The organism is Flavobacterium gawalongense (assembly GCF_007097265.1).
GTDB lineage: Bacteria > Bacteroidota > Bacteroidia > Flavobacteriales > Flavobacteriaceae > Flavobacterium > Flavobacterium gawalongense.
In genome coordinates this window covers 43,721-65,770 of the sequence record NZ_VJZP01000020.1, presented here as the reverse complement: position 1 = coordinate 65,770, position 22,050 = coordinate 43,721, and the positions used below count along the sequence as shown (strand labels likewise).

Here is a 22,050-nt window from a genome sequence, read left to right as displayed (position 1 = left end):
ATGAATTTTACTGTAGCGGTTGTAGATGATGATAATATAATCCTTTTTCTGCATAAAAAAATTTTACAAAAGGAAAAACTTGAAGAGTCGCCCCATACTTTTAATTCCGCAAAAAAAGCATTGGATTTTTTTGATAATCTCCCTGATAATGCCAAGCCTGTTTTATTATTTCTGGATATAAATATGCCTGTTATGAATGGCTGGGATTTATTGGAAGTCATTCATCAGGATGGTTTTGAGAAAGAAGTACATGTTGTGATGGTAACATCATCCGTAGATGCATCTGACAAAGAAAAAGCTTTCTCCTATTCCAAAGTTATTGATTTTGTCGAAAAGCCATTAGATGAACAGGTGTTGCAAAGATTAAAATTAAGGTTTTTACAATCATAAATTAGAGCAAGACAAAGAGGCTGTCTTTTTGGAGAGCCTTTCTGTTTTTATCGACTTAATCTAAATAGTACATATTTGGTATAATTTTCATTCTGAGTTTTGAATATTTCTTTCCCCGAGAATATCAAGGTAATTCTCGTATTTTTTGAGCTTTGCAATTATTTTTTTTCTAGCTTTCCCTTTTTGTATTCTCGTTTATGTCTTTTCTTTTTTCTTGCAATTGTGGACTGTCAATTTTTGTATTCTCATTGGTATCAACAAATACATTATTCGACACAATGGTTTGGCCTATATTGGTTAAAACTGCACTTATCTTGAACTGTAGTCTTTCTTTGTTTCTTTCAACTGATTTTTTTCATACAAAATTATATTTATGAGTATTGGCTTCTATTTTTGTTTCATCAATGAACTGTATTTTAGGATGGTAACTCGAAGTACAATCTCCTTTATATTGACTTATTAGATCTTGAATTTCTAATTGTTCAACAATACTGTCAATTAATCATGCAGAATGATTTTCAGAAACCAAGTTATTTAAATTTAAATGGAAAAGTTCCGGCTAGTGAACAGAACGTGACTTAAAATAGGCTGCACACTACTTGTTTTTTATATTTAAATGTATTAAAAATTAAAAATGATGAATAAAAAAACAGCTTAAAATTACTCTTTAGATAGATTCGTTTCTATTTTTAATACAGTTTTTTAATTCTTAATATTTTTGGACTGTTATTTTATTAATATCGTTTTTATTTCATAATAGGTACTTTTTTACTTTAATCATTTTTATTTTTCTTTATTTTTACTAAGTAATTTTACGTATTAAAATACTTAATAATCTATATAGATACTTACGTATTTGTGCGGATACTTATATGTTTACCTATGTACTTACATTAATCTTAAATATTTACTTTTATGAAAAAAATTAAATCAACTCCAGACAATATCATATTGTACATTTTTTCAATTGTCTTTTTCCTTCTTTCTTGTTCAGTTGTTAAAGCCCAAGTAGGAATAAATACAATTACTCCTCAATCAACTTTTGAAGTCAATGGTTCGGTTGGTCAAAAGGTAACTACTGTAACCTCTAATACAACTTTAGATGATACCTATAATCTCGTTGTCTGTAATAATGGATCAACTGCAATAACAATCACATTACCAACGGCTGTTGGGATTACGGGTCGAATTTATACTATTAAAAGAGATGCTACAAGTACCGCAAATGTTACTTTAACTGGAACAATAGACGGAGTAGCAAATTTAATTCTGGCTAAAGCTGGAGAAGCTGAAACGCTTTTTAGTAACGGAACTGAATGGAAAACATCAAATAATTACAATTCGTCATCGTCATCAGATTGGAATTTAACAGGGAATACTGGCACAACTGCAGGTACAAATTTTGTTGGCACAATCGATGCAAAAGATTTTGTTTTAAAAACGAATAACACAGAGCGTTTAAGAACCTTATCAGCAGGAAATATTGGAATAGGCGTGCCTGCCCCAACAGCTTCCTTACATATTAAACCAGGTACCGCTTCAGCAGGAACTGCTCCACTAAAATTAACAGACGGACCGTTATTGACAACCGTAGAACCAGGAGCTATTGAATATAAAGATCATACATTTTACGCATCAACTTATCTCGTAAGAAGAAGTATTATGCTCGCCCAAGATGTAGTTGTTACGCCGGTAGCGGTTTCAAATACGACAACCGAAACAACTATTTATACATCTACTATGGCAGCGAACTATCTTACTATTGGGAAATTGATGAATATAAAATTATATGGAAGGTTTTCTACAGTAAATACTTCATCTATTTATACATTCAGGGTTAAATTGGCAGGAATAACTATATTAACTATTGCGTCTACAGGTCAGAATGCTACAAACAGACCTTTCGATATTGATTTAAGATCAACTGTGAGAAGCATTGGCACATCCGGGACTATTATAAGCTATGGTAAAACACAACAAGATAATCTTACACCAAATATTGAGATTGGGAATTTAGCCTCGATTGACACAACTTTGGCGAATACAATTAGTATCACCGTTCAGTGGAGTAATGCAAGTACTAGTAATACATTAACTCTTGAAGGTGGAGCTACAGAATGTGTTGATCAAAATTTTTAAAGAAATAGATCGCTAGTTGTATCGTTTTACAACATTGTTGATGGTATTTTCACCCGAAAGGGTTACGATAAAAAAGTTGATTGTTTTTGTTTTTACCAAAAAGAGAAATCCATTAAAAAATATAATTTCATACAAATTAACTTAATTTAGAAGCTTATGGACTCAAAAATACTTAAAAAAACACTATTGATCGTTACTGGATTTTTATTTCAGAGTAATGTCAATGCCCAGATGTATGTAAGTCCTAATAGTTACGTCTTTGCAAGCAACGAAGTTGTTTTTATAAAACAAGACTTGGAGTTAAATGCAGCTAGTAGTAATTTCTATTTAAGAAAAGATGCCCAGTTGTTACAGGGCTCCACTACAGCTGGAACTAATAAAGGAATAGGGGACTTATCTGTGTTTCAAGAAGGGACTACAAATAATTTTCAATTTAATTACTGGTGTTCACCTGTTGGAGGAAATATCGCTGCCGCTGGAAATTCTCCTTTTGGAATTACCCAACTCAAAGATATTGTTGATTTGACAAACAGTAATAATCCAACTATTTTAGCAATGAACAATTATAATGGTACGGCTAGTCCATTTGCAATTGCTCCTTATTGGATCAATAAGCTGACTGCTTCAGCGGACTATTCAAATTGGAATCAAGTCGGATCTGCCTCTACTATTAACGCTGGAGAGGGGTTTACCATGAAAGGAACTTCAGGGACCAATTTAATTACGGTAAATGGGGTTCAAAACAATCCGACTAGTCAACAAAGATATGATTTTAGAGGAAAACCAAATGACGGAACAATTTCTATTCCTGTTGCAATCGAGCAATTTACATTAACTGGAAATCCGTATCCATCAGCAATAGATTTATCTGCCTTTTTAACCGATGCGACAAATTGTACTGGGATTGCTTATTTCTGGGAACAGGATAAAACAGTAAGTTCTCATTATATAACAGATTACAAAGGCGGATATGGAGCTTTCTCACCTGGTTCCTTAGGTAGTAATGGAATCTATGTTCCTGCGACATTTTATTCTTACGATGGTTCAGGTAATGAAGGAACGAGTACTGGTACAGGAGGGAGTTATGAAAAACGTTTTTGCCCTATAGGACAAGGTTTTTTGATTGATGGTACTGCAAATGGAACGGTAGAAATGAAAAATAGTTACCGAGTATTCGTTAAGGAAGGTGCATCAAATTATTCTCAATTCAATAAAAACGCAAATCAAAGTAAAACAGAAAATACTTCGGATTATTTGTCGGCTATTCAATCTGTTTCAGGTTTCGATTATACAAAAGTTAGTATTGCCCCAACACCACAAATTAGATTCAATACCTTATTGAATAATGAGGGAGTTCGTCAAATGGCTTTGGCATTTATTCCTGAAGCTACGGACGGTGTTGATCGTGCAATGGATGCAATGTCCTCTAGTGATGGTTCTCCAGCGGATATTTATTTTGTGTTAGAGGATACAGAGTATGTAATAAACGCAGTGAATTTTGATATGGATAAAAAAATTCCAATTGGATTTAAAAATGCGAATCAAGCCAATTATAAAATTACGGTAAAAGAAATTTTGAACTTTACAACGGCTAATACTGTTTATTTACACGATAAAGTGACGAATTTATACCATGATATTAAAAATGATTTCCATGAATTGACATTGCCTGCTGGAGTTAACAATACACAATTTGAAATTACTTTTAAAACTAATTCTACATTAGGTGTTGAAGATACAACAAGTCAGAGTTTTGTGGTTTATCAAAATAATTCTACCAAAAATCTAACGATTAATAATCCATTACTAATGGATCTTGCTACCTGCGGTTTGTATGATGTAGCGGGAAAATTAATTTTTAGTAAAAAAGATTTGGGTGTGAATTCGTCTTATAAATTTTCTACTTCGGGTCTTGGCGATGGGATTTATATTGTTAAATTATCGACGAAAGACAATATTGAGGGTGGTAAAAAAATTATCATTAAAAACTAAAACTCATTTGAAATGAAAACAAAAAATGCAATCTGTAAAGGTTGCATTTTTATTATATATAAATTTTACCTTTGTACCAAAATCAATTCCTTTGAATCAGCAGTTAAAAACGCCATTTCCGAATTCTATTTCAGTATATATCAAACGGGAAGATTTGATACATCCTTTTGTTTCCGGAAATAAGTTCAGAAAACTGAAATACAATTTGCTTCGGGCGAAAGAAAAAAACCAGGAAACATTGCTTACTTTTGGTGGCGCTTTTTCAAATCATATTGCAGCAGTAGCTTTTGCAGGAAAAGAAAAAGGATTCAAAACCATAGGGATTATTCGAGGGGATGAATTAGGGAGTAAAATTTCGGAGAATCCTACTTTGTTATTTGCTCAAAATTGCGGAATGCAACTGGAATTTATTTCGAGGGAGGAATATCGATTAAAAAGCGAGATAACATTTTTAGAAAATTTAAAACAGAAATTTGGCAGTTTTTATCTTATTCCAGAAGGAGGAACTAATGCATTAGCTATCAAAGGCTGTCAGGAAATTCTAACTCAAGAAGATGCCGAATTTGATTACATCTGTTGTTCAATAGGAACGGGCGGAACCATTTCGGGAATTATTAACAGTGTTTTGCCTTATCAAAAAGTTTTAGGTTTTCCAGCTTTAAAAGGTGATTTTTTAAAAGAGGAAATTCGTAATTTTGTCCAAAATGAGAATTGGGAACTAATTACGGACTATCATTTTGGGGGATACGGAAAAGTAAATTCAGCATTAATCGGGTTTATTAATCAGTTTTATGCAGTAAATCAAATTCCTTTGGACCCTATTTATACGGGGAAGATGGTTTTTGGCGTTATAGATTTAATTCAAAAAAACTATTTTCCTGCCGAATCAAAAATTTTACTAATTCATACTGGCGGAATTCAGGGAATTCAGGGAATGAATATAAAATTAAGAAACAAACAATTACCAATAATCGATATCAATGTTTAAAAAAATCCTACTGATTCTTACCATACTATCTTTAATAGGCTGTAAAGCCACAAAGCCAGTTATTGTAACAACAAAAAAAGCTCCTGTAAAACCAAAATCGGAGGTAGTTCGCACTATTAAAAAAACCAATACATCAAGTACTAATGCAACAAACCCAATACTTTCAAACCCAGTAAAAAAAGAACAAAGTAATCGTGAAACGGAAGTAATCGTTTCAACTTCAAAAACGGTAGTTACGAATGATGTGGTGGTTGCTTATGTTTCTCAATTTAAGGATATTGCAATGGGAAATATGAGGAATTATGGTATTCCGGCAAGTATTATTTTGGCTCAGGGAATTCTGGAATCGGGTGCCGGCAGGGGTGATTTGGCAATAAATGCCAATAATCATTTTGGTATAAAATGTCATGAAGGCTGGACGGGAGAAAGTGTGAAACATGATGATGATGCAGCACAGGAATGCTTTAGAAAATACAATAATCCGTCTGAATCTTTTAAAGATCACGCTTTATTTCTAACTGGGAGAAGCAGGTATTCAAAACTATTTGGATTTTCAAAAGGAGATTACAAAGCCTGGGCCAAAGGTCTTAGGGTTGCCGGATATGCAACAGATCCAAGATATCCGGACAAATTGATTTCTTATATTGAACGTTACCAATTACATCAATATGACATTCAGGTTTTAGATGTAAATTATGTGTCAAATGAACAACAAATGGTTAAAGAATTAACAATAGAATCTAAAAATCCAATAAGTCAGGGCTTGGTTTCATATGTGGTTCAAAAAGGAGATACGCTGTATTCCATTTCAAAAAAATTCGACTTAAAGATTGAGGATTTAAAACAAAAAAATAATCTTTCTGACAATACGCTTTCTATTGGGCAGAGGCTGGTAGTAAAATAATTTAAAATAACTATAATTCATAAATTCATAAATGTTATATAAAAGAAGCAGTCAGCTTTTTGCTGAAGCAGAAAAAGTAATTCCGGGAGGTGTAAATTCACCAGTAAGAGCTTTTAAAGCAGTGGGTGGAACTCCAATTTTTGTCAAAAGTGCCAAAGGGGCTTATTTGTATGATGAAGACGGAAATCGTTTGATAGACTATATTAATTCTTGGGGACCAATGATTTTAGGACATGCTTACGAACCGGTCGTACAAGCGGTGATTGAGAAAGCTAAATTGGGAACTTCATTTGGGATGCCAACAGAATTGGAAACTCAAATCGCAGCTTTGGCCGTTTCCATGGTTCCGAATATTGATAAAATTAGATTTGTGAATTCGGGTACTGAGGCTTGTATGAGCGCTGTAAGACTGGCTCGTGGGTTTACCAAAAGAGATAAAATAATAAAATTTGCAGGTTGCTATCACGGACATTCTGATTCATTTTTGATTCAAGCGGGAAGCGGAGCGATTACTTTTGGTTCACCAAACAGCCCAGGAGTAACAGCAGGAACTGCCAAGGATACTTTACTTGCAAAATACAATGATTTGCAGAACGTAGCGGCTTTAATTGAAGCCAATAAAAATGAAATTGCCGCAATAATCGTAGAACCTGTTGCAGGAAATATGGGTTGTATTCCACCAAATAAAGGTTTTCTGGAGGGCTTACGCCAATTGTGTACTGATAATGGAATTCTATTGATTTTTGATGAGGTTATGACTGGATTCAGACTCGCTAGAGGAGGTGTTCAGGAATTATTTAATGTAACTGCTGATATTGTCACTTTCGGGAAAGTAATAGGTGGAGGATTGCCGGTTGGTGCTTTTGCCGCTCGATCAGCAATTATGAATTATCTGGCGCCATTAGGTCCGGTTTATCAAGCGGGAACATTATCCGGAAATCCATTAGCGATGGCGGCAGGATTAGCAATGTTGCAAGCTTTAGATACTGATCGTGCAATTTTTCAAAGATTGGAAGAAAAAACAGCATATTTAGCTGCTGGAATTGATAAAGTTTTGAAAGCCAATACTGTTGCTTTTACAATCAATAGTATCGGATCAATGATTTCTGTACATTTTGATGCTGCTCCAGTAGTTGATTTTCAAACTGCCACAAAAGGCGATAACGAAATTTTCAAGAAATTCTTCCACGGATTATTGCAAGAGGGAATTTATATCGCGCCATCCGCTTATGAAACATGGTTCATCACTGATGCATTAACGTATGAGGATTTAGATTTTACCATTCGAGCAATAGATAAAGTTTCTAAAACATTTTAATAAAAAAAAGAGCTTCCTCCGGCTACCGTCTGGACACAAGTTTAAAATAGGACACAGATTAAAAAGATTTACAGAGATTTTATGATATTATAAAAAAGACAGCCACGAATTTTACTAATTTACTCTAATTAATTCGTAAAAATTAGTGAAATTCGTGGCTAAAATTTCGTCTGAATATTTGTGTCCAGACGGTAGCCAAATTTGGGTCTTTTTTTAGATAAGATAAAACATTTCAGATTGAATTGTGCTATTTTTTATCACCCGTTTCTGTTGCTTTTCCATCTTTATGTATCATTTTTTTTCATTCCGTGATGTCTTTTCGCTTTCATCTCATCCCATTTTATATTGTTCTGGAGTAAGAATTTTTTTCATTCTTTCTTTCATAACAATTTGTTCGTCTAGCATTTTGCTTTTTTTAGCAAAAAGTTCGTCTGAAGTAAGTTTTTTAACCGAATCTTTATTTGCTTTTCTCTCCGCCATTCGAGCCTCTTTTTTGGTACTTTGTTCAGCAATAATTTTACTCATTTCTTTCTGTTGGGAGGCATTCAGATCCAATTCTAAAGTCATTTTTTTTAAATGCAACTGGTTTCTTTGTTCGGGAGTTAATTGCTCCATTTCAGATCTTTCCGGTCTTCCTTTTCTTTCTTGTGCAAAGCTTGTCATTCCAACAATTAATAATGCGGCGATAAATAATTTTTTCATTTGTATTGTTTTTAAGTTATGGTTATAAGACAATGAAAGGAATCAAAAGTTTGACCGTTAACAAAAGATTATCGTTTGCATAATGAAAAGAGATTCATTGTTAGGCTATCCAAAAGGATTATTATTATTATTATTATCTAGTGCAGAAATTTATAGCGCATGATATTTATCAGTTTTTATACCGTTTTGTTTACCGACTTTTGTGGTTTATTTATTAAATCATTAAGGGCATGACAGCAATTAAACCACTTCATACATTTCACATTCCCGTTATGGGACTTGCATATACGATTGATAGTCCAATAAGAGTAGCGAAGTATGGAATATCTTCCGTAATTTCAATTATGGATGATGAACTCATCGAAAAAATGAATGTTTTTTACAGCAAGAAATTCGATCTTCCTTATCAGGAAATTACTCAAAAAATACATGATTATCGCGCGGAACGTATTACTTCCTATTTAAATTTGGTCGACAAAATCGTAAAAGAAAAATTCGAAAATTTTAAAATCGAATTATCCGAAAGCAAATTGGCATTGGAAAATTATATTGCCATGCTTCCGAACAAATCGGAGATTAAATTAGGCTTACAAAATTTATTGGAAGACGGCTTTGCTTTTAAAGAAAACATCAAAAATTATCTTGAAAACAACCTTTCTCCAGGCGCTATCGATGTGAACATTATGACCAAACTCGATAAGGATAATTTTATTAAAGACGAACAATTACCAATTACTTTCAATGATGCACATGCCGCTCTTCGCGGTTTTGTCAATAGCACTTTAGAATCATCAGTAGTTTTATCGGCTGGGATGAATCCAAGATTATACAGTTATTTTGAAAATTTTTCGGCTTTCTTCCCGGATTTCAATAACACACTGAAAAAGAAAATTACACTTAAAGTAAGCGATTTCCGTTCGGCTATGATTCAAGGAAATTTTTTAGCCAAAAAAGGGCTTTGGGTTTCTGAATATAGAATCGAATCCGGATTAAATTGTGGCGGACATGCTTTTGCTACCGATGGTTATTTGTTGGGACCAATTTTAGAAGAATTCAAACAGAAAAAAGAGCAATTGATTCAATCTGCTCATGATTTGATGGTGAAAGTTCTGGGGCAAAAGGAATTACATGTTCCGCAACAACCATTGGGTTTAAAAATTACCGTGCAAGGCGGTGTAGGAACTGCCGAAGAACACGATTTTCTATTGGACTATTATAAGGTTGATTCTGTGGGTTGGGGTTCTCCATTTTTATTGGTTCCTGAAGCTACTTCGGTAGATAAACACACCAGAGCATTATTGGCTGGAGCCAAAGAAGAAGATTTGTATCTGAGTCATATTTCGCCGTTGGGAATTCCTTTCAATACTTTGCGAGGAACGACTAACGAAATTCTCAAGCAAAAACGTATTCAGGAAAATAAAGCGGGAAGTTCTTGTCCAAAACGATTTTTGGCATTAAGCAAAGAATACGATGCAAAAGGAATTTGTACGTCTTCTAAAAAATACCAAGACCTAAAACTAGAGGAGTTATTGCAACAAAAAGATATTTTATCTGCTGAAATTTTCGAAAAAAAGAAAAACAGTATTACTGAAAAAGCCTGCCTTTGCGTGGGTTTAGCCAATGCTTCTTATCTTGAAAATGATATTAAAATTAAAGGACAGGCTCAGGGTGTAATCATTTGCCCCGGACCCAATATGGCCTATTTTGATCAGGAAGTTTCCCTTTCTAAAATGGTACAGCATATTTATGGAAACGCGTCAGTGTTAACGGTTACGGATCGTCCGAATCTATTTGTAAAAGAATTGAAAATGTATCTTGATTATTTGAAAAATGAAATCACAGCAGTTTCTGATGAGATTACAGCTGCACAAATAAAAAAATGGCATTCATTTAAAAATAATTTGCTACAAGGAATTGGATATTATGAAGATTTATTTTCATCAACTCCTTTTTTCGAAATCACTAAAAAGGAGATTCAAAGTCAATTTAATTTCTATAAAACGGAACTAATTGAGATTGAAATTCCGGAATTGGTTTTGGTTTAATACAAAATCGGCTTGAAGTTTTTTTAAGCCGATTTTTTTATTTTAGTTGTGCGAAATGTTTTTTTTGAGAATGAAAAGGTACTCTTTTTTGTGCTTTAAAAAATAATTTAGTTGCTTCCAGTAGCTTTAACTTTCATAAAACCGCCACGATTTTCTTTCCTTTCAATGGATTGCTGAACAATTAAATTTCCAATTGTAATCATGTTAAGCAATTCGTAAAACGCAACGCTAATTTGATGGGTTTTACCGATTTCTTCCATTTCATTTTGCCAATGCAAAAGCTGTTCTTTGGCTTTGGGTAAATCCGAATCATAGCGCACAATACCCGCATTCTGACGCATCAAAAGCTGTAATTCTGTTTTCATTTTAGCTAAATAATCCGAATTAATTTCAGGCTTTTCAACTGATTCCCAATTCGAAATAATTCCATTGAATTGACTGTTTCCAATAGAAATATTTGCCAAATAATTATAAATCTTGTCCGAATATACGAGCGCTTCCAATAATGAATTTGATGCTAATCGGTTGGCACCATGCAATCCTGTTTGAGAACATTCCCCACAAGCAAATAAATTGGCTACAGTTGTTTTCCCATTTTTGTCCACCATAATTCCGCCACAAAGATAATGCTGTGCAGGAATTACGGGAATCCAGTCTTTTGCAATATCAATTCCAATGCTTTTGCAACGTTCATAAATCATGGGGAAATGTTTTATAAAAACGTCTAAATCCAAATGAGTACAGTCCAGATAAACGCAATCGTCACCTGATTTTTTTAGTTCCAAATCAATGCTTTGCGAAACAATATCTCTGGAAGCCAGTTCGCCTCTGCTATCATAATCCAGCATAAAACGATGTCCTTTCTTGGTGCGTAAATAAGCTCCAAAACCTCGAACTGCCTCTGAAATTAAAAATTTAGATCCTGCAGAAGAATCATATAAAGCGGTAGGATGAAATTGGATGAATTCCATGTCTTTTATGGAGGCATTCGCACGAAAAGCCATGGCAATTCCATCTCCGGTTGCAATAACCGGATTGGTCGTGTGACCGTAAAGATGTCCAATTCCACCAGTGGCTAATACCGTAAAATCAGATTTAAAAGTAATAATTTCTTTTGTTTTTTCATCCAATGCATAGGCACCAAAACAAAAATTATTTTGGGTTATTAAGTCAAGTGCAAAATGGTGGTCCAGAACGGTAATATTCTCTTTTTGATGAACCTGCGCTAAAATAGCACGTTCAATTTCATGACCGGTTTGGTCTTTATGATGCACCACCCTGTTTTGGGAATGGCCGCCTTCTTTACCCAAATCGAAATTACCTTTGGTGTTTTTATCGAATTTGGCACCCCATTCTATAAGTTCTTTTAATCGTTTTGGACCTTCGGTAACGACCATTTCAACGACTGACGAATCACATAAACCATCTCCGCAAATTAGGGTGTCGTCAATGTGTTTTTTATAGGAATCTTCGGTTTTGTCTGTGACTATGGCAATCCCGCCCTGAGCATATTTTGTATTGGATTCATCTTCGTTCGACTTGGTAATTATCGTGATTTTTCTGTTGGGAAATCGATCTGCTATTTTTATGGCAAAAGTCAATCCTGCCACGCCAGAACCGATGATTAGATAATTGGTTTTAATCATTATTTTGATAATTCAAGCATTCTTTCAATAGGAATTAACGCTTTTTTTCTAATGTTTTCAGGGACATCAATTTCCGGACTTTCTCGAAGCAAGCAATCATAAACCTTTTGAAGTGTATTCATTTTCATATAACCGCATTCGCTGCAAGCGCAAGTATTATCATCTTTAGCGGGAGCCGGAATTAATATTTTATGAGGCACTTCCTGTTGCATTTTGTGCAAAATTCCTGCTTCAGTAGCGACAATAAATTTATTGTTCGGATTTGTTTTTACATACTCAATCATTCCGGCTGTTGAACCAATATAGCTTGCCGTTTGTAGAATATGCGTTTCCGATTCGGGATGCGCAATAATTTTTGCATCAGGGTATTGCTTGTGTACTTCAATTAATTTATCCAATGAAAAAGCTTCATGAACCACACAAGAGCCGTCCCAAAGTAGCATGTCTCTGCCTGTTTCGCTGATGATGTATTTTCCTAAGTTCTTATCCGGTGCAAAAATAATGGGCGTTTCTTTAGGAATGGATTCCACAATTTTCAAAGCATTCGATGAGGTACAGACAATATCGCTCAATGCTTTAATTTCGGCAGAACAGTTTACATAGGTAATAACAATATGATCGGGATGTTCATCAGTAAATTTCTTGAACAAATCCGGCGGACAGGATTCGGCAAGTGAGCAGCCAGCTTTCAAATCGGGAAGGATTACTTTTTTGGTTGGGTTTAAAATCTTTGCCGTTTCGGCCATAAAATGCACGCCTGCAAAAAGAATAATATCGGCATCCACTTTCATGGCTTCTTGTGACAATCCTAAACTGTCACCCACATAATCAGCAATATCCTGAATGTCGGCTTCTTGGTAATAATGTGCTAAAATAACCGCATTTTTCTCCTTTTTCAATTCCAATATGCGCTCTTTAAGACTTTTCATTTTTAGTAATTTTATTTATTCTATAGATTTGGCAAATTTAGTAAATAATCCTTCAAGTACCCACATTTACTAAATTCCAATAAGCTCTATTTTGGAAGTTTGTATTAGTATTAATAATCTATTTAATAGCGTAATAATTTGCAACATTCCTATTCAAAATGCGAATTTGTGTTGAATTATACTTTAATAGTTTCAATATTTTTCTGAATTGTAGCTTTCAAGTCAGTTATAAAAGTCATAAAATGGTCTATTTCAACATGATCCATAATTACAATTTTATACCATTGATTATTTTCGTCGTGTTTTTGAGGAACTAAATCGAATTTTTTTACTAATTCTTGGTTGATATTTTGCGCTTCAATGGTTACGATATTCATAAAAGGTTCCCTGAAATAATTCACATTTAAAGCCTCTAATTGTTCGCACAACCATTCCGTTCTTATTTGTAAAATGCGAATTTTTTCGCACCATCCAAAAGGCCCATACGTAAATAATATCATCCAAACGGCTACGGCATTTGCGCCTGAACGGCTTCCGCAGAGTGTCAAATCCATTCCTTCGACATATTCGGCTTCTTTAGTCAAAACATTTTCAATTAATCCCTCTCTGCAAATAAACACACCCGTTCCGTAAGGTGCCTGAAGCATTTTGTGTGCATCGATGGTTATTGAACTGATCTTTTGATTTTCAAAATTAATAGCGCTTGCTTTATTGCTAAATGGATATACAAAACCGCCATAAGCAGCATCGATATGAATTTTATAGTTTAAATGATTTTTTTCGAGGATTTGAATATAATCCTCCGGATTGTCTACTGCGCCAAACATAGTGGTTCCCATATTAGAAACTACAATAAAATATTTTTTTCTCGTTTTTTTGCATTGATAATGATGTTTTCAAGCGAGAATGCATCAATATTACGGGTTTCAAAATCAACAGGAATTTTTAACCAATCCAGCATCAGTAAATTGGCCGCTTTGGGAATGGAATAATGGGTATCTTCTGAAGCAATAATGACTATTTCGGACAGGCTTGTATTCAGTTTGTCCATGAAATAGTTGCGATACATCCAAATTGCCTGAATGTTTTTCTTTTAGTCCGAGAATATTTAGTTTAAAATGAAACTCCTTTATATTGGTTAAAAAAAGTTTTTTAGGTTGTTTGTTCTTTAGATTTTGAAAGAAGTGGAGTAATGGTTATCGGTCATAGTAGTACTTTTTAATAGTAAATTTCTAAAATGATTTTGCCTTTTGAATTGTCAATTAGTTTTTCAATTCTTTTATAAAAGTCTGCATTTATCATTGGACAGCCAAAACTTTTACATATTGGTTTATCTTGTTCTTCATAAGGGACTTTATCGTATTTATGAAGAACAATATTTCTGATAAAAGCATTATTGTTGGTTTCGTCTAATCCGTATAATTTGTAAGCTTTGCCGAAGTTACCTGTATAACTATTTCCGATGTAGTATTTGCCTAATGATGTACAAAGGGATTGGTTTATATTACTGAATTTTAGTTGGCCTTGAATTGGAGTCTCTGAGCCAAAACCGTGAGCAACTAAACCTTGGTCAATTATTTTGTTGTTTTTTAAGTCATAAACAAAGAATCTGTTTTTTCCAGACATAATTTTCATGTCAATAAGAAAAGCGATTTCATTATTATAGTTAGAATTATTAGTAATGAATTTCTTAATAACACCAGCTCGGCTCAAAAGTTTTTCTTCTGTTGAATCATCTGATACAGAAATTACGGAAGATTTATTTTTAGTATTTTTTGACAAAATTTTGATACTAAAAAATAATACCCCCATTGAGATTAAAACGAAAATTAATTTTCTCATTTCAGTGTTCTTAGATATAGGTTTTTTGTCTTTTAGTAGGACTGCCGGAAACTCAGATACAAATGTCCATCCAAAGAGGATGAATTTGCATAAAATGTCAAGACTATTATTGTACAAAAATAAGCTTTTATTTTTTACTGTGTTGGTGTTCAGTGTATTATTAACAAATGAAAAGAAATAAGTTATATATGAATTCTATTAAATATGGAAATCAAAGATTGGAATGTGCATTTGCCCTCGGTAATCATAAAAAAATCAGGTGTGTTTAAAAATAAATACTAAAAATATTCTTTTATAACTGTTGCGTTTAATCTCTTTAGAATCTGAAAAATATATTTACTTTTGTCCCATGAAAAAAATCATATTCATAATCGTACTAATCATGCTTGTAAAACCAGTACTTCCGGTTTTAGAATACGTGGTGAATTATGAATATATTTCAAAAGTACTTTGTATTAATAAAGACAAACCCAAAATGCAATGTAAGGGGAAATGTCATTTGATGAAAGAATTGGCTAAAGCTTCCGATGCCGATAAACCAGTTTCTTCAGATAAAAAAGTTACCGCTCAAGTACTTGAAGTATTGTTTTTTGAAGAAATCCAATCTTTCAAAATCACACTGGTTTGTTTTGGCACTAAAGAAAAAATAAACCCGGTCTATTCAAATTTATATTCTCATTTGAATTTATATTCTATTTTTCATCCTCCGATTTCTATTTCTTAAATTTTAGTTGAAACACTTTTTGCGTTTACTTTTCATTTGACAAATGTCAATTGAAACCGTTTGTACGCGCAATTATTTCAAAACAAACAATAAGAAATATACAATCATATAAATGAAAAATTTACTGAATAAAGCAATAGCAATTATTGCATTAAGCGCTGTGTTTGCAGGCTGTACGAATAATGATGAGGTGATCTCGGGAACTGGAAACCTTGGACTGGAATTCGATAATGCATTTGGATCAAATGACCTGATATTAAGTACGCAAGCCAACACGACTTCAAACAACGAGGTTTTAAAAATCAGCACTATTAAATACATTATCAGCAACATCGTCTTGACAAAAGAGGATGGAACTACTTTTACCTATCCAAAAAGCGAAAGCTATTTTATCGTTGATGAAGCTACTGAAGCCAGTCATTTATTGGAATTAACGAATGTTCCTGCGGCAAATTATACCAAAGTAAAATTTGGAATAGGAGTTGACAAAGCGCAATGGGAATTGGGCGCAGCGGGTCAGGGAAATTTCCTGGCTACAGCTCAAGCTGCCGATATGTTGTGGAGTTGGTCTGCGGGGTATAAGTTCCTGGCTTTCGAAGGTACATTTACGTCCCCAACAGTGGCTAACAGTACATCGTTTATGGTTCATACAGGACAAACGGGAACAAATTATAACTATACCGAAGTAACACTTGATTTGCCAACAAAAGCGATGGTGCGAACTACTATTGCTCCGGAAATTCATGTTGTAGCTGATTTGTCTAAGATTATTGACGGAACAAACAAAATCAAACTTTCTGATAATAACATGGGCGGAATGGGAGCCATGATTATGGGTGGTACAAATTTGCCTTTAATCACAGCAAACCTTAACGGAATGTTTACGGTAGCTCACGTTCATAACGATTAATTCGTGTTGAATTAGAAGCTATTTCCTGCTATACATTGCAAGTCCTCGCTAAAAAATGTGGTTTTCTAAGCCAGAAAAAGAGCTTCCTTTGGTCGCTTTTTTCCAGCAAGAAAAACTACATTTTTCTGCTGCGGGCTTTCCATTGCTATCAGGGCTAAAAAACGTGAAGATGTACAAATTAATCTTGGTATTTTTCTTTTTGACTTTGCTGTCCAGTTGTTCGGATCAAGACGATGTTTATGTCAATAAACCGTTAGATTTCGAAGTGCCGTCTAATTTTCCGGATTTGGCATACAATATTACGCTCAATCCGCCAACAGAGAAAGGATTTGAACTGGGTAAAAAACTATTTTACGACGGAAGATTATCTTCGGATGGTCTTATTTCTTGTGGTTTTTGTCACATTCAGGAAAATGCATTTACACATCATGGACATACTTTCAGCCACGGCGTGGGTGATAATATAGGAACCAGAAATACGCCTTCGATTCAAAATCTAGGCTACCAAACGGCATTTATGTATGATGGTGCAACAACACATCTGGATTTGCAACCTATTATTCCATTGTCAAGTGCGATTGAAATGAATGGCAATCTGACGAGAATTGTTGCCATGATGAAAGCGGATAAAACCTATCAAAGGCTTTTTCAGCAAGCGTTTACAGATGGAGCCATAAATACCGAAAATATGCTGAAAGCACTTTCTCAATTTATGTTGATGGTGACTTCATCTGATTCCAAATTTGATAAATACCGACGTAATGAAACGGGCGGTACTTTAACTTCGGAGGAATTAGTTGGTTATGCGCTTTTTAATACAAAATGTGCTTCGTGTCACGCCACAGATTTGATGACTGATAATTCATATCGGAATAATGGCTTAGCGGTCAATCCGCAAATAAATGATGTGGGAAGATTTCGTGTGACACAAGTAGCAACGGATTATTATAAATTCAAAGTACCGAGTTTGCGAAATGTTGAAAAAACGGCTCCTTACATGCACGATGGAAGATTCGGGACATTAGAATCCGTTTTGAATCATTATGCTTCAGGAGTTGTAAGTTTTGCAACTTTAGACCCGATTCTAAATCAAAACGGAAATTTAGGAATTCCGCTTTCTGATACTGAAAAAACACAATTGATTGCCTTCCTAAAAACAGTAACCGATAATCAATATCTCACAGATAAACGATTCTCAGAATATTAAAACCATGAAAAATAAAATTTTAATTATTGTTTTAGTTCTTTTTGTAAACCAGTTTGTTGCTGCCAAAATAGAAAAAGACAGCATTTCGAGATTTACCTTCCAGAAAATGCAATTGCTCGAAGATTTCGAAGATGATTGTGATGCCTGTGGCTGTTCAGCCAGTGGAGGTAGTATGGGATTTAGTTCCATGCTGAATAATAATTTTGTAGGCTTGCGCTATTTCAATCAAAGTTATACCAGTAGAGACGGAATTTTTGCCAACTCACCTTGGATAGACGAAAATTTCAATACGGTCCAAATTTGGACAAAAATACCAATTACAGAAAAAATCCAGATTTCTGCATTGGTTCCTTATCATTTTCACAATCGGGAACGTTCCACTGGGACAGAAAACATTAAAGGAATCGGCGATATCTCCGTTATGGCGATGTACTCCGTGTATCAAACGCATAAAGACAGCACGGTTTTTACCCATAAACTGCAATTGGGCGGAGGAGTAAAAGTACCAACAGGAAAATTTGATGAAGCCAACAATACTGGAAGTGTTAACCAAAGTTTCCAAGTGGGAACAGGCAGTTGGGATTATCTTTTGGTATCGGAATATGTTATTAAAAAGAAAAATTTAGGATTAAGTACGATGCTGAATTATACTTTCAAAACAGAAAACCAAAAGAAATATCAATTTGGAAATCAATTTAATTATGGCAGTACGCTGTTTTATCTTTTTGATTTACCTGTTGTGAAATTGGTTCCGCAATTGGGTTTGGCTGGTGAAGTCTATGAATCCAATAAACAATATGGAGAAAAATTACCGGATACTTCGGGAGATATTCTTTTCAGTAAATTTGGGATTGAAGCTGGAAAAGGGGACCTTTCCATCGGGGTTAACGCGATGCTTCCCATCAATCAACATTTATCCAATTCAAAAATCGAAGCCAATTACCGTTGGAGTGTCAATTTGAATTATACTTTATAACGATAAAAAAGGAGCTTCAATCGAAGCTCCTTTTTTTATGATTTTTTTAGAAGTTGCAAAAGCTTCTTCGGATTTTGTCGATTATCCCAAAATGCAACAACAATCAAATCTTTTTTGGTTGTTTTATAAAAAATATTATAATGGCCCAAAGTTGAAGTTCTTATGTCAATGAGGTTTGTGGTAATATAGATTTCAGGATTTTTGATTAGAAACTGGACTCTTTCTAAAATTTCATAAATCAATTTTTTAGAATAAGTAGAAGATTTATTTCGTTTGGTCCAATAACTCAATATTTTTCTTCTTTGACGAACAGCTGTATCTGTCCAAACTACAGTTTTGATAACCATTCTAAATCTTCTTTGTCAAGTTGTTCCTGTGAAATAACTCTTCCTGCTTTTATGTCTTCTTCGCTCATTTCTAATATTTCTATTTCAGCTTCAGAAAGAATGTATGATGTCTCGGCAGGAATACTTTTTAAAAGTTTTTGAATTTTTTTGAGTAAACTGATATCCTCGACCTCTTTTAGTTTGTCAAATATTTCCAATTTTATTTCTAAAGTGCTCATGGCATGGTGATTTTGAATAACAAAGTTATGGAATTTTTAGATCAGATTAAATGAAAACAAAAAAATCTGCCCGAAAGAGTAGATTTATATTTAATAAATGGATTGATAATACTATTCCGCTAATTCCACAATTTTATGATCATCAACTAAAGCGACTTTCACTAAGCCATGTTTTGCCAAACCTTTCATCGCAGCATCCCATTTCTTTCCGCTCAAATCCGATTTTACTTTCAATAGTCCCAAATCCATTTTGCTGTCATTGGTTTTTAAAAGATCAAGGATTAATTTCTCTTCGTCTAACAATTCAATTTGAACTTGTTTTTTCTCTGGTCGCATTTGTGGGAACAATAATACTTCTTGAATAGATGCATTATTAGTCAGGAACATCATCAATCGGTCCATTCCAATTCCCAATCCAGATGTTGGAGGCATTCCGTATTCTAAAGCTCTAAGGAAATCTTCATCGATTATTCCTGTAGCTTCATCATCCCCTTTTTCAGACAATCTCATTTGCTCTTCAAAACGTTCTCTTTGGTCAATTGGGTCATTCAATTCAGAATAAGCATTTGCTACTTCTTTACCGCAAACCATTAATTCAAAACGTTCTGTCAATTCCGGATTGTCACGATGTTGTTTACAAAGTGGCGACATTTCTTTTGGATAATCCGTGATGAATGTTGGCTGAATATAATTTCCTTCGCATTTAGCGCCAAAAATCTCATCAATCAATTTCCCTTTACCCATTGTGGCATCCACATCAATTCCCATTCCTCTTGCAGCTTCAAACAGTTCCGCTTCATTTTTTCCTGAAATATCAAAACCAGTAAAATGTTTGATGGAATCTGTCATCGTAACTCTTGCATAAGGCGCTTTGAAGTTCACGGTATGCTCTCCAAAAGTCGCTTCTGAAGTTCCGTTTACACCAATGGCGCAATGTTCCAACAAGTTTTCGGTGAATTTCATCATCCAATTGTAGTCTTTGTAGGCTACATATATTTCCATGGCAGTAAATTCCGGGTTGTGTGTACGGTCCATTCCTTCGTTACGGAAGTTTTTCGAAAACTCATAAACACCATCAAAACCACCAACAATCAGTCTTTTTAAGTACAATTCATTTGCAATACGCATGTATAAAGGCATATCAAGCGAGTTGTGGTGCGTGATAAAAGGACGTGCTGCTGCTCCGCCAGGAATCGGTTGTAAAACAGGGGTTTCAACCTCAAGATATCCTTTATCATTAAAGAAACTACGCATCGCATTGAACAATTTAGTTCTTTTGATAAAAGTCTCTTTCACGTGATCGTTCACGGTTAAATCCACGTAACGACGACGGTATCTTTGTTCTGGATCAGCAAAAGCATCGTGTGTTTTTCCGTCAGCATCCGTTTTTACCACAGGAAGCGGTTTCAAGGCTTTTGCCAAGACCGTCAATCCATACACATGAACTGAGATTTCACCTACTTGTGTTTTGAAAACCGTTCCGCGAACCCCAATAAAATCGCCAATATCCAATAGTTTTTTGAAAACTACATTGTACATCGTTTTTTCCTCATCAGTCGAAATATCATCTCTCGAAACATAGATTTGAATACGTCCTTCAGCATCTTTCAATTCTGCAAATGACGCTTTCCCCATGATACGCTTCCCCATCAAACGTCCTGCTAAAACAACTTCCTTTCCTTCGTACTTTTCGAAATTGGCTAGGATTTCGCTCGAATAAGCGGTTGTGATAAATTCGGCTGCTGGATAAGGCTCAATGCCTAAATTGCGTAATTCGGTAAGTGCTTCTCTACGTAATATTTCTTGTTCGGATAATGCCATTTTATGCTGTTTTTAAGAGCGCAAAGATACTGTATAAGTAGCAAAGTAGCAAAGTGCTAAAGGTTTTTTGGAGCTATTTCCAGCTTTCCGTTATAATCTTTTTATTTTTAAAGAAAAAATAAAAAGGATTTCCACTGTAATCTGGGCTAGGGATTGTAGTTATTATTTTACATTTGGTAAAAAAATCACCATTCAAAATCATAATAATTGAAAAATAAAATTTACGCTTTTTTGCTTTTAGGGCTACTCGTTACAAGCTGCCAAATCACCGAAACCATCTATTTAAATGAGGACGGAACGGGAAAAATAGAAACCGAATCACTTCGCGATGAACACAGTTATATGCAATTAGCGGGAGAAAATTATTCCAAAGAAGAAAAATTCGAGGATACAACTTACGTTTTCAAGGATTTTATAACGAAATATTCGGAGACTTTTTCGAAACTTCCAGCATCCGAAAAAGCTATTTTTCAAAAATATGCAACCGTAAACGTTCACATCAAGAAAAGTTCCTATGAGAAAGAATTTCGAACAACAATCAATCAAAACTTCGATAAAATTTCAGCAGTTCCGGATTTATACAAAACCCAGGAATATGCGGATGATTTAGAACATAATTATGCCTTGACTGCCGAAGAACATTATTATAAAGTCAGCTACACTTTTGACGGAAGTCTTTTTAAAAGAACAGTGAAAATTACAGATGAAGTCGAATTTAAAAAACAACAAGATAAAATCTCAGACTTGAAAACCCGAGTAGCTAATATTAAAATCAATCAGTCGTATGTTTTAAAATATCATTTTCCTCGAAAAATAAAATCAGTTTCGAATGCAAATGCAAAAATAAGCGAAGACAAAAAAGCATTAGAATTGCAATTCCTGTTATCCGATTGTTTACAAAACCCCGAAAGCACTAATCTTGAGGTGATTTTGGATTAATAATGTTTTAGTA

The 22,050-nt window shown here is 34.3% G+C and carries 21 protein-coding genes; 12 read left to right on the top strand and 9 right to left on the bottom strand.

Annotated elements, in window-relative coordinates:
- The 6 genes from FNW38_RS11420 to hemL all read left to right on the top strand — a co-directional run bounded on the left by FNW38_RS11420 (position 1) and on the right by hemL (position 7,731).
- Positions 1–390, top strand: coding sequence for a response regulator (locus FNW38_RS11420; RefSeq protein WP_143386157.1), 390 nt, complete (start codon positions 1–3; stop codon positions 388–390).
- Positions 391–1,305: 915 nt separating this feature from the next.
- Entirely contained in the window at positions 1,306–2,529 is a 1,224-nt protein-coding gene (locus tag FNW38_RS11415) for a hypothetical protein (RefSeq protein WP_143386158.1), read from the top strand.
- A gap of 156 nt (positions 2,530–2,685) precedes the next feature.
- Entirely contained in the window at positions 2,686–4,521 is a 1,836-nt protein-coding gene (locus FNW38_RS11410) for a T9SS type A sorting domain-containing protein (protein WP_143386159.1), read from the top strand.
- A gap of 25 nt (positions 4,522–4,546) precedes the next feature.
- Positions 4,547–5,509 (top strand): 1-aminocyclopropane-1-carboxylate deaminase/D-cysteine desulfhydrase, encoded by a 963-nt coding sequence (locus FNW38_RS11405; RefSeq protein WP_143386160.1) that lies wholly within the window; start codon positions 4,547–4,549, stop codon positions 5,507–5,509.
- Complete coding sequence (locus FNW38_RS11400; RefSeq protein ID WP_143386161.1) at positions 5,502–6,413, top strand: glucosaminidase domain-containing protein; 912 nt, start codon at positions 5,502–5,504, stop codon at positions 6,411–6,413. The genes FNW38_RS11405 and FNW38_RS11400 overlap by 8 nt, the downstream gene beginning before the upstream one ends.
- 31 nt (positions 6,414–6,444) lie before the next feature.
- A complete protein-coding gene (gene hemL / locus FNW38_RS11395; protein WP_143386162.1) occupies positions 6,445–7,731 on the top strand; it encodes a glutamate-1-semialdehyde 2,1-aminomutase in 1,287 nt (428 codons plus the stop codon).
- A gap of 330 nt (positions 7,732–8,061) precedes the next feature.
- Here hemL and FNW38_RS11390 read toward each other — a convergent pair whose 3' ends face one another.
- Complete coding sequence (locus FNW38_RS11390; RefSeq protein ID WP_143386163.1) at positions 8,062–8,433, bottom strand: hypothetical protein; 372 nt, start codon at positions 8,431–8,433, stop codon at positions 8,062–8,064.
- 230 nt (positions 8,434–8,663) lie between these two features.
- Here FNW38_RS11390 and FNW38_RS11385 point away from each other — a divergent pair, with 230 nt between their 5' ends.
- Complete coding sequence (locus FNW38_RS11385) at positions 8,664–10,478, top strand: hypothetical protein (RefSeq protein ID WP_143386164.1); 1,815 nt, start codon at positions 8,664–8,666, stop codon at positions 10,476–10,478.
- A gap of 107 nt (positions 10,479–10,585) precedes the next feature.
- Here FNW38_RS11385 and nadB read toward each other — a convergent pair whose 3' ends face one another.
- From nadB to FNW38_RS11365, 5 genes are all read right to left on the bottom strand, one after another.
- On the bottom strand, positions 10,586–12,124 hold the full coding sequence (gene nadB, locus FNW38_RS11380; protein ID WP_144064846.1) for an L-aspartate oxidase: 1,539 nt from the start codon (positions 12,122–12,124) through the stop codon (positions 10,586–10,588).
- Positions 12,124–13,053 carry a quinolinate synthase NadA gene (gene nadA / locus FNW38_RS11375; RefSeq protein WP_143386166.1) on the bottom strand — a complete coding sequence of 310 codons (930 nt, stop codon included), beginning with the start codon at positions 13,051–13,053 and terminating at the stop codon, positions 12,124–12,126. The genes nadB and nadA overlap by 1 nt, the downstream gene beginning before the upstream one ends.
- 176 nt (positions 13,054–13,229) lie before the next feature.
- A complete protein-coding gene (locus FNW38_RS11370) occupies positions 13,230–13,892 on the bottom strand; it encodes a pyridoxal-dependent decarboxylase (RefSeq protein ID WP_235890193.1) in 663 nt (220 codons plus the stop codon).
- An 8-nt stretch (positions 13,893–13,900) separates the two neighbouring features.
- The gene (locus FNW38_RS17765; RefSeq protein ID WP_235890192.1) at positions 13,901–14,104 is read right to left on the bottom strand and encodes a hypothetical protein; all 204 of its coding nucleotides are present in this window, start codon (positions 14,102–14,104) and stop codon (positions 13,901–13,903) included.
- A 167-nt stretch (positions 14,105–14,271) separates the two neighbouring features.
- Positions 14,272–14,835 (bottom strand): murein L,D-transpeptidase catalytic domain-containing protein, encoded by a 564-nt coding sequence (locus FNW38_RS11365; protein WP_235890191.1) that lies wholly within the window; start codon positions 14,833–14,835, stop codon positions 14,272–14,274.
- Positions 14,836–15,244: 409 nt separating this feature from the next.
- Between FNW38_RS11365 and FNW38_RS11360 the strand changes: the two genes are divergently transcribed.
- From FNW38_RS11360 to FNW38_RS11345, 4 genes are all read left to right on the top strand, one after another.
- Entirely contained in the window at positions 15,245–15,619 is a 375-nt protein-coding gene (locus tag FNW38_RS11360; protein ID WP_235890190.1) for a hypothetical protein, read from the top strand.
- A 112-nt stretch (positions 15,620–15,731) separates the two neighbouring features.
- Positions 15,732–16,529 carry an MbnP family protein gene (locus tag FNW38_RS11355; protein ID WP_143386168.1) on the top strand — a complete coding sequence of 266 codons (798 nt, stop codon included), beginning with the start codon at positions 15,732–15,734 and terminating at the stop codon, positions 16,527–16,529.
- Between the two features lie 169 nt (positions 16,530–16,698).
- Positions 16,699–17,736 (top strand): cytochrome-c peroxidase, encoded by a 1,038-nt coding sequence (locus FNW38_RS11350; RefSeq protein ID WP_143386169.1) that lies wholly within the window; start codon positions 16,699–16,701, stop codon positions 17,734–17,736.
- Positions 17,737–17,740: 4 nt separating this feature from the next.
- Positions 17,741–18,712 carry a transporter gene (locus FNW38_RS11345; protein ID WP_143386170.1) on the top strand — a complete coding sequence of 324 codons (972 nt, stop codon included), beginning with the start codon at positions 17,741–17,743 and terminating at the stop codon, positions 18,710–18,712.
- A gap of 35 nt (positions 18,713–18,747) precedes the next feature.
- Here the strand turns inward: FNW38_RS11345 and FNW38_RS11340 are convergent, their stop codons facing one another.
- The 3 genes from FNW38_RS11340 to lysS all read right to left on the bottom strand — a co-directional run bounded on the left by FNW38_RS11340 (position 18,748) and on the right by lysS (position 21,098).
- Positions 18,748–19,059 carry a type II toxin-antitoxin system RelE/ParE family toxin gene (locus FNW38_RS11340; RefSeq protein WP_143386171.1) on the bottom strand — a complete coding sequence of 104 codons (312 nt, stop codon included), beginning with the start codon at positions 19,057–19,059 and terminating at the stop codon, positions 18,748–18,750.
- Complete coding sequence (locus FNW38_RS11335; RefSeq protein WP_143386172.1) at positions 19,041–19,277, bottom strand: hypothetical protein; 237 nt, start codon at positions 19,275–19,277, stop codon at positions 19,041–19,043. The genes FNW38_RS11340 and FNW38_RS11335 overlap by 19 nt, the downstream gene beginning before the upstream one ends.
- Positions 19,278–19,388: 111 nt before the next feature.
- Entirely contained in the window at positions 19,389–21,098 is a 1,710-nt protein-coding gene (gene lysS / locus FNW38_RS11330) for a lysine--tRNA ligase (protein ID WP_143386173.1), read from the bottom strand.
- Positions 21,099–21,305: 207 nt separating this feature from the next.
- Here lysS and FNW38_RS11325 point away from each other — a divergent pair, with 207 nt between their 5' ends.
- Complete coding sequence (locus FNW38_RS11325; protein WP_143386174.1) at positions 21,306–22,037, top strand: hypothetical protein; 732 nt, start codon at positions 21,306–21,308, stop codon at positions 22,035–22,037.
- Positions 22,038–22,050: the final 13 nt, after the last annotated feature.

What these genes read in the sequence shown, in the direction of transcription:
- FNW38_RS11420 (WP_143386157.1), top strand. Translation starts at nt 1, where the DNA reads ATGAATTTTACTGTAGCGGTTGTAGATGATGATAATATAATCCTTTTT.
- FNW38_RS11415 (WP_143386158.1), top strand. Translation starts at nt 1,306, where the DNA reads ATGAAAAAAATTAAATCAACTCCAGACAATATCATATTGTACATTTTT.
- FNW38_RS11410 (WP_143386159.1), top strand. Translation starts at nt 2,686, where the DNA reads ATGGACTCAAAAATACTTAAAAAAACACTATTGATCGTTACTGGATTT.
- FNW38_RS11405 (WP_143386160.1), top strand. Translation starts at nt 4,547, where the DNA reads ATGCAATCTGTAAAGGTTGCATTTTTATTATATATAAATTTTACCTTT.
- FNW38_RS11400 (WP_143386161.1), top strand. Translation starts at nt 5,502, where the DNA reads ATGTTTAAAAAAATCCTACTGATTCTTACCATACTATCTTTAATAGGC.
- hemL (WP_143386162.1), top strand. Translation starts at nt 6,445, where the DNA reads ATGTTATATAAAAGAAGCAGTCAGCTTTTTGCTGAAGCAGAAAAAGTA.
- FNW38_RS11390 (WP_143386163.1), bottom strand. Translation starts at nt 8,433, where the DNA reads ATGAAAAAATTATTTATCGCCGCATTATTAATTGTTGGAATGACAAGC.
- FNW38_RS11385 (WP_143386164.1), top strand. Translation starts at nt 8,664, where the DNA reads ATGACAGCAATTAAACCACTTCATACATTTCACATTCCCGTTATGGGA.
- nadB (WP_144064846.1), bottom strand. Translation starts at nt 12,124, where the DNA reads ATGATTAAAACCAATTATCTAATCATCGGTTCTGGCGTGGCAGGATTG.
- nadA (WP_143386166.1), bottom strand. Translation starts at nt 13,053, where the DNA reads ATGAAAAGTCTTAAAGAGCGCATATTGGAATTGAAAAAGGAGAAAAAT.
- FNW38_RS11370 (WP_235890193.1), bottom strand. Translation starts at nt 13,892, where the DNA reads ATGGGAACCACTATGTTTGGCGCAGTAGACAATCCGGAGGATTATATT.
- FNW38_RS17765 (WP_235890192.1), bottom strand. Translation starts at nt 14,104, where the DNA reads ATGGACAAACTGAATACAAGCCTGTCCGAAATAGTCATTATTGCTTCA.
- FNW38_RS11360 (WP_235890190.1), top strand. Translation starts at nt 15,245, where the DNA reads ATGAAAAAAATCATATTCATAATCGTACTAATCATGCTTGTAAAACCA.
- FNW38_RS11355 (WP_143386168.1), top strand. Translation starts at nt 15,732, where the DNA reads ATGAAAAATTTACTGAATAAAGCAATAGCAATTATTGCATTAAGCGCT.
- FNW38_RS11350 (WP_143386169.1), top strand. Translation starts at nt 16,699, where the DNA reads ATGTACAAATTAATCTTGGTATTTTTCTTTTTGACTTTGCTGTCCAGT.
- FNW38_RS11345 (WP_143386170.1), top strand. Translation starts at nt 17,741, where the DNA reads ATGAAAAATAAAATTTTAATTATTGTTTTAGTTCTTTTTGTAAACCAG.
- FNW38_RS11340 (WP_143386171.1), bottom strand. Translation starts at nt 19,059, where the DNA reads ATGGTTATCAAAACTGTAGTTTGGACAGATACAGCTGTTCGTCAAAGA.
- FNW38_RS11335 (WP_143386172.1), bottom strand. Translation starts at nt 19,277, where the DNA reads ATGAGCACTTTAGAAATAAAATTGGAAATATTTGACAAACTAAAAGAG.
- lysS (WP_143386173.1), bottom strand. Translation starts at nt 21,098, where the DNA reads ATGGCATTATCCGAACAAGAAATATTACGTAGAGAAGCACTTACCGAA.